The organism is Herbaspirillum chlorophenolicum, assembly GCF_001189955.1.
In the GTDB taxonomy this organism is placed as follows: domain Bacteria; phylum Pseudomonadota; class Gammaproteobacteria; order Burkholderiales; family Burkholderiaceae_D; genus Herbaspirillum; species Herbaspirillum chlorophenolicum.
On record NZ_LFLT01000039.1, the window covers coordinates 32,146 to 40,508 of the forward strand.

Consider the following 8,363-nt stretch of genomic DNA (forward strand, 5'->3'; position numbering starts at 1 on the left):
TGCGCGCGGCCATCTTCCGGTTTCTTTATATGCTGGCCTTCTTGTCGTCGCTGGCCGGCGTCGGCGCCGCCCTGGCCGCTGATGCCCAATCCGGCGTGGCGCCGGTGGATATCGCCGGGGTTTCCGGCATGCTCGCGCTGCGTAGCCAGTTGGCGGTGCTGGAAGACCCGTCCGCACGCCAGGATGTGCAAGCCGTCATGGCCCGCAGCGATTGGCAAACCGTCACCGACAGGCGGCTCAACGGCGGCTACAGCAGTGCCGCCGTCTGGCTGCGGGGTGCGCTGTTCAACAGCAGCGAGGTGACTGTCACGCGCTGGCTGGCGGTCGGTTCGACGCGGCTGGAGCGCGTGACGTATTTCCGCTTGCCGGCCGACCGGGGCAAGGCACAGGAAGTGATTTATTCCGGTAACGCCGTGCCGCTGGACCAGCGGCCCGAGGTCTCGCATATTCCCTTGTTTCCCGTGACGCTGGCACCCGGCGAACGCATTGACTTCGCACTGAAGATCCAGACCCGTTCGGCACTGGATGTCAATATCGCGCTGTGGGAACCCAGTGTGTTTCGCCAGGATGAAGGGCGGGAGCTGGCGGCGCAGGCCATCCTGATCGGCTTGCCGGTGCTGCTGGCGTTGTATGCCCTGATCCAGGGCGTCGTCTGGCGTGACCGCGGTTTTTTGCTGTTGGCTGTCTGGATTGGTTTTGCGCTGGCATATATCTGTTCGTTCCAGGGTTACCTGTACCGCTACGCCGTTCCTGATGGCGGGGAACTGCTGGTGCGCGCGCCATCGACGATTGCCGGCATCACCAGCGCGATCTATGCGGTGATGACCTTGGAGTTCGTCGGCATCCAGCGTGTGCGTTTCTGGAAGCGGACTTACCGCGTCATGATCGCGACGATGCTGGCGCTGAGCGCCTGGACGGCATTGGGCGATTACCGTGCCGCCGCCCAGGTGTCCAACATGGTCATCGGTATCTTCTACCTGTTCTGGATCGCTTCGATGCTGTATGCATGGCGCCGGCGCATGCCCAATGCGTTGCTGTTCCTGGTGTCTTTTGCGCTGGTCTGGCTGATGATGTGCGGGAAACTGCTCGAACTTAACGGCATCGTGGAACGCGCATGGCTGGCCGGATGGAAGATGTCGTGGCTGTTCCAGCTTGGCTTGCTGCCGATGATGACGCTGATCGTGTTTGGCCGCTCGCTGGAGATCTACCGCAAGCATATGCAAATGCAGCAGGCGCTGCTCGATACCCAGGCGCAAGAGCAGGTGCAACTGGAGAAGGCGGTGACCGAACGCACCAAGGAACTGCGGGAAGCGCTGATTTCCGCCGATGAGGCTAACCATGCCAAGACCGATTTCCTTGCGCGCATCAGCCACGACCTGCGCACGCCGCTGACATCCATCCTGGGATTTTCCGACATGGTGCAGGCCAGCGGCAGCGAGAATGCCGGCCACGGCCGCATCATCCGGCGCAGCGCCATGCATATGCTCAACATGGTCAACGACCTGATCGACTACGCGCGCGGCGATAACGCCGATACCGTGCAGAAGGCGCCGGTCTATGTACATGCGCTGATCAACACCATCGCACAGGAGGGCGCCGAGCTGGCGCGCCGCAAGAACAACCGCTTTGCGTTTCGTGTCGTGGGTGCGTTGCCGCCAGTGCTCCAGCTCGATGCCAAGCGCCTGCACCGCATCCTCGGCAACCTGCTGGACAATGCCGCAAAGTACACCAGCGACGGCAACATTGAACTGCAGGTGGAATGCCTGCCTGGCACGGGCGATACGGCGGCAGTACTGGAGTTCCGCATCAAGGACAGTGGCTGCGGCATCGCGCCGGAACACCAGGCGCGCATCTTCGAGCCGTTCGAACGGGCCGATGCCGCCCGCTCCGAACCGGGCATCGGCCTGGGATTGGCCATCGTGAGGCAGTGGACCATGCGCATGGATGGATCGATCGATATCGACAGCGCGGCCGGTGTGGGGACATTGATCACCTTGCGCTTGCCGGCGGAAACCGCTGCCGAAGAAAATATAGCGCGCCACCACGTGCTGGATACCACCGAGGTGCTGTCGCTGATTGACGGCAGCGGCCGCCTGGTATGGGTGGTGGAGGACAGTGCCGAGATTCGGCAACTGCTGATGGACCAGCTCTCCAGCCTCGGTTTTACGGTGGAATTGATGGCCGATGGCGTTGCCGCGATCGAGCGCATGCAGGCGCCGGATGTGCGATGGCCCGACCTGCTGATGACGGATTACCTGATGCCCGGCGCCGATGGCGGGGAAGTGCTGCGGGCGGCGCGGCAATACCTTCCCGGCGTGCCTGTGATGCTCCTGTCCGCAACACCGAAGTCGAGCTATGACACGGAGGGCAATACGCAGCAGGACTTCGATGCCAGCTTGCTCAAGCCGATCGATTTGCTGGAGCTCCAGGATGCGCTGGGCCGGCTGCTCAAGCTTGACGAGCTAAGAAGGACCGAGCCTGAGCCGGACGATGTCCCGCTATTGCTGCCCCCTGAAAAGGCGCTGCGCACCGCGCACCAGTGGATCGATCTTGGCGCGATCTCCGACTTGCTCGACTGGGCCGAAGCAGTCAGGCGGGATTATCCCGAGTGCGAGGCATTTTATCTGCGCGCACGGCAGTTGATCGGGCAGGGGAACCTGGCCGGGCTCGGCCAGTTGTGCCGTCAATAGGAACTCCAGAAGGAGGGGCGTCGATGCGGCATGGCTTAAGCCGGCTGCAACGCGTTCTTGGCATCCTCCACCTGGATGGTGGACGGCAACTTCACTCCGTTTTTTGCCGCGAGTATCTCCGCCATGACGCTCACGGCGATTTCCGGAGGCGTCTTGCTGCCGATGTAGATGCCTACCGGCCCGTGAAGGCGGGACAAGGATTCCTGGCTTTCGCCGAAGTGGGTGGCCAGGCGGTTGCGCCGGTTTGCGCTATTGCGCCGGGAGCCGATGGCGCCGATGTAGAAGGCCTGGCTGTGCAAGGCTTCCAGCAATGCCAGGTCGTCCAGTTTGGGATCGTGCGACAGGGCCACGACGCAACTCCTGAGGTCGGGGCGGAAAGCCACAACGGCATCGTCGGGCATGTCGGCCGTGGTCTTGATGCCAGGGATCGTCCAGGCATCCAGATATTCCCTGCGCGGATCGCACAAGGTGATATCGAAGCCATTGAACAGCGCCATGGTCGCCAGGTATTGCGCCAATGTCCCCGCGCCGATCAACAGCATGCGGTAGGCCGGCCCCAGCGTGACGGAGAGCTGGCGCCCATCGAATTCGACCTCGGCCGGCGCTACCGCCTTGTTCAATGCCACATGGCCATCCGTGCAGCGCAGGCTGCGTGTGACCAGGGTGCCATGATCCAGTGTGCGCACCAGTTCATCCAGGAGCGCGGCGTCCGGATTGAATTCCAGGAGCAGTTCCAGCGTGCCGCCGCAAGGCAGGCCGAACCGGTGTGCTTCATCCGCCGATACCCCGTAGCGGACTACCTGCGGTGCGCGGCCTGGTATTCCCGGCCCGCCATTGGCGCGGCTATAGCGGTCGATCAGGTCATCCTCGATGCAGCCGCCCGAAACGGAACCCGAGATACGCCCATCTTCCCGCAAGGCCAGCATCGAGCCGGGCGGACGTGGCGACGATCCCCAGGTATGCACCACCGTCGCCAGCAAGGCGGGCCGGCCGGAGACGCGCCAGTCCTTCAATTCGCGCAATACGGTGAGGTCAATGCTTTCCATGTTGTTCTCCGGTGCCAGTGTCAGTGCCAGATGTTTGCCGTTGCTTCAAGATCGCGTGGACACGCGCCAGGTCTTCGGTGGTGTCGACGTCGGCGATGATGCCTTCGTCGTCGAGTTCCAGATCCAATACTGCATTGAGGGCACGCTGGGCCTGGACGAGCGCGGCAGCGCCGGCATCGCCGCGCAGCGCCGCCAACGCGTTGCCGTGGACGCTGGCAAAGCCGACCGGATGCCCGCGTTGCCCGCGCCAGTGCGGCACAACCACTTGGGACGCCGACAGGGCTTGGGCGACAAGGCGCAGGCTGCCGGGCGCTACCAGCGGCAAGTCGCCGGGCAGGATCAGCCAGCCGGAGGCATCGGCGGCGGCGAGCACGCCGGCCGCGATGGAGTCGCCCATGCCACCGTGGACGTTGCGGACAAGATGCCAGCGTAGCCCGCTCGCCGTCGCGGCATCGAGCACGTGCTCCAGCACGGCGCGTCCGTCCAGCGGCGCGTCCAGCTTGTGCACCGTGCCGCCCGATGCCCGGAACCGGCTTCCTGCACCGGCGGCCAGGATCAGCACTGCCGGCATGGCGGTATCCATCAGGTCACGTCCGGCAGTTGCGGCAACAGCTTGTCGAGCGTCAGCGGATAGTCCCGCAGGCGTACGCCCGTGGCGTGATAGACCGCATTGGCGATGGCCGCGCCGACGCCGCACAGGCCGAGTTCGCCAACGCCCTTGGCTTTCATCGGCGAGGACATCGGGTCCGTCTCATCCAGGAAAATCACCTCCTGATGAGGGATGTCCGCATGTACCGGAACCTCATAGCCCGCGAGGTCATGGTTGACGAAGAAGCCGCGCCGCTTATCCACCACCAGGTCTTCCATCAATGCCGCTCCCACGCCCATCGTCATGGCGCCGATCACTTGGCTGCGGGCCGACTTGGGGTTGAGGATGCGTCCGGCGGCGCATACGGCCAGCATCCGCCGGATGCGGGTTTCGCCTGTGTAGAGGTCGACGCCCACTTCAACGAAATGGGCGCCAAAAGTCGATTGCTGGTAGCGCTTCGTCAAGTCGCCGAACTGTATGCTGTCTTCCACCACCAGCTCGCCAGCCGTCGCCGCCTGGGCCAGCGGGATGGATTTGCCGCCGGCACGCACCATGCCGTCGGAAAATTCGGCAACCGATGCATCCATGCCCAGGCGTTGCGCCACCGTCTCGCGCAACTTGACGGCAGCGGCGTAGACGCCCGCGGTCGAGCTGTTGGCTCCCCATTGGCCACCGGAACCGGCCGACACCGGAAAGTCGGAGTCGCCCAGCTTGACGACTACCTTGTCCAGCGGGAGCCCCATCATCTCGGCGGCGGTCTGGGCAATGATGGTGTAGCTGCCCGTGCCAAGGTCCGTCATGTCGGTCTCGACTGTCACCACACCTGCCGGCGACAGCCGCAAGCGGGCGCCCGATTGCATGACCAGGTTATTGCGCAAGGCCGCCGCCACACCCATGCCAACGAGCCAGCGGCCGTCGCGCATGCTGGCCGGCTGCGGATTGCGGGCATGCCAGCCAAAGCGCTCGGCGCCTGTGCGCAAACATTCGATAAGGCGCCGCTGCGAGAATGGCCGATCCGGGTTGCCGGGGTCTACTTTGGTTTCATTCTTGATGCGGAACATGACGGGGTCGATCCGGAGCTTCTCCGCCATCTCATCCATGGCGATTTCAAGCGCCATCAGCCCCGGCGCTTCGCCCGGCGCGCGCATGGCATTGCCTTCCGGCAGGTCGAGAACCGATAACCGGTTTCCGGTGAGCCGGTTTGCGCCCGCATAGAGAAGCTGGGTCTGCTGGACGGCGTTCTCGGGCTTGCCGCCTGGCAGGTTCCCGGACCAGCTTTCGTGGGCGATCGCGGTAATCCTCCCATCGCGGCTGGCGCCGATCCGGATGCGCTGTATGGTCGCCGGGCGATGCGGGGTATTGTTGAACATGAACGGGCGTGTCAACGCGACTTTTACCGGGCGGTTGACGGCTTTCGCTCCCAATGCGGCCAGGACCGCTTCCGCGCGCAAGAAAAGTTTTCCGCCGAACCCGCCGCCGATATAGGGGGAGACCAGGCGAACCTTTTCTTTGGGGATGCCCAGCGTCCTGGCCAGATCGCCGCGTCCCCAATCCACCATCTGGTTTGAGGTCCAGACAGTCAAGCGGTCGCCTTGCCAGGTGGCGATCGATGCATGCGGTTCCATCATCGCGTGCGCATGGTCCGGGGTCGTATAGGTGGCATCCAGCCTGACAGGAGCAGCGGCGAATGCGCCCTCGAAGTCGCCGGTGCGCTGATCGGATTTGCCGCCGGCAGAGTGCGCGCCGCTTGATTTGGTCTGGGCCAGGTCGAAGGAGCCTGTTTCAGGGATGTAGTCGACATTGAGCAGTTGGGCCGCGGCCCGCGCCTGTTCGAACGTCTCGGCGATCACAACGGCGATGGCCTGGTGGTAATGCTGGATCTCGGGGCCGCCCAGCAGGATCGCGGTGTTGAAGATCCCCAGGCCCAGCTTGCCTGCATTCTCCGCGGTCACCACCGCCAGGACGCCCGGGGCACGGCGCGCTGCGCCCGCATTCATGGCGCGGATACGGCCTTTGGCGATGGATGAGCCGACCACGTACCCATAGGCCGCATTGGGGGCGGCTTCATTCTGCTCGTAAGCATAGGGCGCGGCGCCGGTGGTTTTGAGATGGCCATCGACACGGTCGACCGCATGGCCGATCACCTTCAGCTGGTCGATGGGGTTGGTGGTGGCAGGGGTATCGAATCGCATGGCATCAGCCTTTCTTCGCTTCCGCCAGCACCGCGGCGAGGGTTCGTTTGGCCAGAGTAATCTTGAACGCATTCTCCGGAGTCGGCACGGCGCCGGCCAGCAAGCCTTGGGACACAGCGGCTGCGCCTTCGGGCAAGGAAGCCTCCGCCGCTTCCACCCGCCACGGTTTGTGCGCCACGCCGCCCAGCGCCACGCGTCCGCTGCCGTCGGGATGGATGATGGCTGCCACGGATACCAGTGCGAAGGCATAGGAGGAGCGATCCCTGACCTTTCGGTAAAAATGCCGGCCGCCAGGCGGTTTGGGCAAGGTGACGGCCGTGATCAGTTCGCCGGGAGCGAGCGCATTTTCTATGTGGGGCGTGTTGCCAGGAAGATGGTGAAAATCGGCGATGGGGATGATGCGGGAACTGCCATCGGGACGAACGGTTTCCACGCTGGCATCGAGCAGGCGCATGGCTACCGCCATGTCGCTGGGATGTGTGGCAATGCACGACTGGCTGGCCCCGATGACCGCATGCTGGCGGCTGAACCCGGCTGCCGCGGAACAGCCGCTGCCGGGCTTGCGCTTGTTGCAGGGCTGGTTGGTGTCATAGAAGTAGGGGCAGCGTGTGCGCTGCAGCAGGTTGCCGGCAGTAGTCGCCTTGTTGCGCAATTGGGTCGATGCGCCGGCCAGCAGCGCGCGCGACAGGACGGCATAGCTGCGCCGCACGCGCATGTCGGCTGCGAGGTCGGTATTGCGGACCAATGCACCGATGCGAAGGCCGCCGTCCGGCATGTCTTCGATCTTGTCGAGGGCCAGTCCGTTGACATCGATCAGGTGGGCCGGCGTCTCGATCTCCAGTTTCATCAGGTCGAGCAGATTGGTGCCGCCGGCGATGAACCTGGCGCCAGGCATGCGCGCAACCGCCGCGGCGGCTTCGGCTGGTGAAGCCGCACGCTGGTAGGTAAAGGCCCTCATGCTGTCCTCCCTGCCACCTCATTGATCGCATCCAGGATGTTGGAATAGGCGCCGCAGCGGCAGATGTTGCCGCTCATGCGTTCACGGATCTCGGCATCGGTGACCTGCGGCGCAACGGCGAGGTCGGCACTGGCCAGGCTGGGGATGCCGTCCCTGATCTCTTTCAGGACCGACACCGCCGAGCAAATCTGGCCCGGCGTGCAGTAGCCGCATTGGTAGCCGTCATGCTTGATGAAGGCGGCTTGCATCGGGTGCAGCTTGTCCTTGTTGCCCAGGCCCTCGATCGTGGTCACATCGGCCCCCTCGTGCATCACCGCCAGCGTCAGGCAGGAATTGATGCGGCGGCCATCCACGATCACCGTGCACGCGCCGCACTGCCCATGATCGCAGCCCTTTTTTGTGCCGGTAAGATGAAGCTGTTCGCGCAGGACATCCAGCAGGGTGGTGCGGGTATCAACCTCCAATGCATGCGGCTGGCCGTTGATGCGGATGCCCACACTTTGCCTGATGGGCGCAGGCGTTTCGGCACTGGGAAGAGGCGGCTGCTCCGGTTCCGGCGGCTGGGCATTGGCCCCTGCGGGAAGCGCCATGCCCGTAGCTGACAAGGCGCTGGCAATGAGCAGGTTGCGTCGAGATATCGTCACATCATCCATGATGTTCCTTTGGCAAAAGCTGAGGGCGGCGAATTTCTTCGGGGGAATGGCAGGGACAGGGGTTTGAATGTCGCCTTACATAATAGGTTTACTTGCCCGGATAATTAAGCTGCTGGATTCGCATAGACTTGTGAATGGCATTCATGAGTATCGATACATCGATGTTTCATTGCACCGCATGTAGTTAGAACGTACGGATGAAATGAGTTCTGCTTAGAGCGTGTTTATGATCTCG

General features: G+C 63.6%; 6 protein-coding genes. 1 reads left to right on the forward strand and 5 read right to left on the reverse strand.

Annotation, left to right across the window (positions count from 1 at the left end):
• Positions 1 to 29: 29 nt before the first annotated feature.
• Positions 30 to 2,690: a hybrid sensor histidine kinase/response regulator gene (locus AKL28_RS18920; RefSeq protein ID WP_169801857.1), complete on the forward strand. Its 2,661-nt coding sequence runs from the start codon at positions 30 to 32 to the stop codon at positions 2,688 to 2,690.
• Between the two features lie 35 nt (positions 2,691 to 2,725).
• Here AKL28_RS18920 and AKL28_RS18925 read toward each other — a convergent pair whose 3' ends face one another.
• From AKL28_RS18925 to paoA, 5 genes are read right to left on the reverse strand one after another with little or no spacing between them, the layout of a single operon-like run.
• Positions 2,726 to 3,736: an XdhC family protein gene (locus tag AKL28_RS18925; RefSeq protein ID WP_050469716.1), complete on the reverse strand. Its 1,011-nt coding sequence runs from the start codon at positions 3,734 to 3,736 to the stop codon at positions 2,726 to 2,728.
• Complete coding sequence (locus tag AKL28_RS18930; protein WP_050469717.1) at positions 3,723 to 4,319, reverse strand: nucleotidyltransferase family protein; 597 nt, start codon at positions 4,317 to 4,319, stop codon at positions 3,723 to 3,725. Before AKL28_RS18930 ends, AKL28_RS18925 begins: the two co-directional genes overlap by 14 nt.
• On the reverse strand, positions 4,319 to 6,517 hold the full coding sequence (paoC, locus tag AKL28_RS18935) for an aldehyde oxidoreductase molybdenum-binding subunit PaoC (protein WP_050469718.1): 2,199 nt from the start codon (positions 6,515 to 6,517) through the stop codon (positions 4,319 to 4,321). Before paoC ends, AKL28_RS18930 begins: the two co-directional genes overlap by 1 nt.
• A gap of 4 nt (positions 6,518 to 6,521) precedes the next feature.
• Positions 6,522 to 7,475: an FAD binding domain-containing protein gene (locus AKL28_RS18940; protein WP_050469719.1), complete on the reverse strand. Its 954-nt coding sequence runs from the start codon at positions 7,473 to 7,475 to the stop codon at positions 6,522 to 6,524.
• Positions 7,472 to 8,128: an aldehyde dehydrogenase iron-sulfur subunit PaoA gene (gene paoA / locus AKL28_RS18945; RefSeq protein WP_050469720.1), complete on the reverse strand. Its 657-nt coding sequence runs from the start codon at positions 8,126 to 8,128 to the stop codon at positions 7,472 to 7,474. Before paoA ends, AKL28_RS18940 begins: the two co-directional genes overlap by 4 nt.
• Positions 8,129 to 8,363 lie beyond the last annotated feature (235 nt).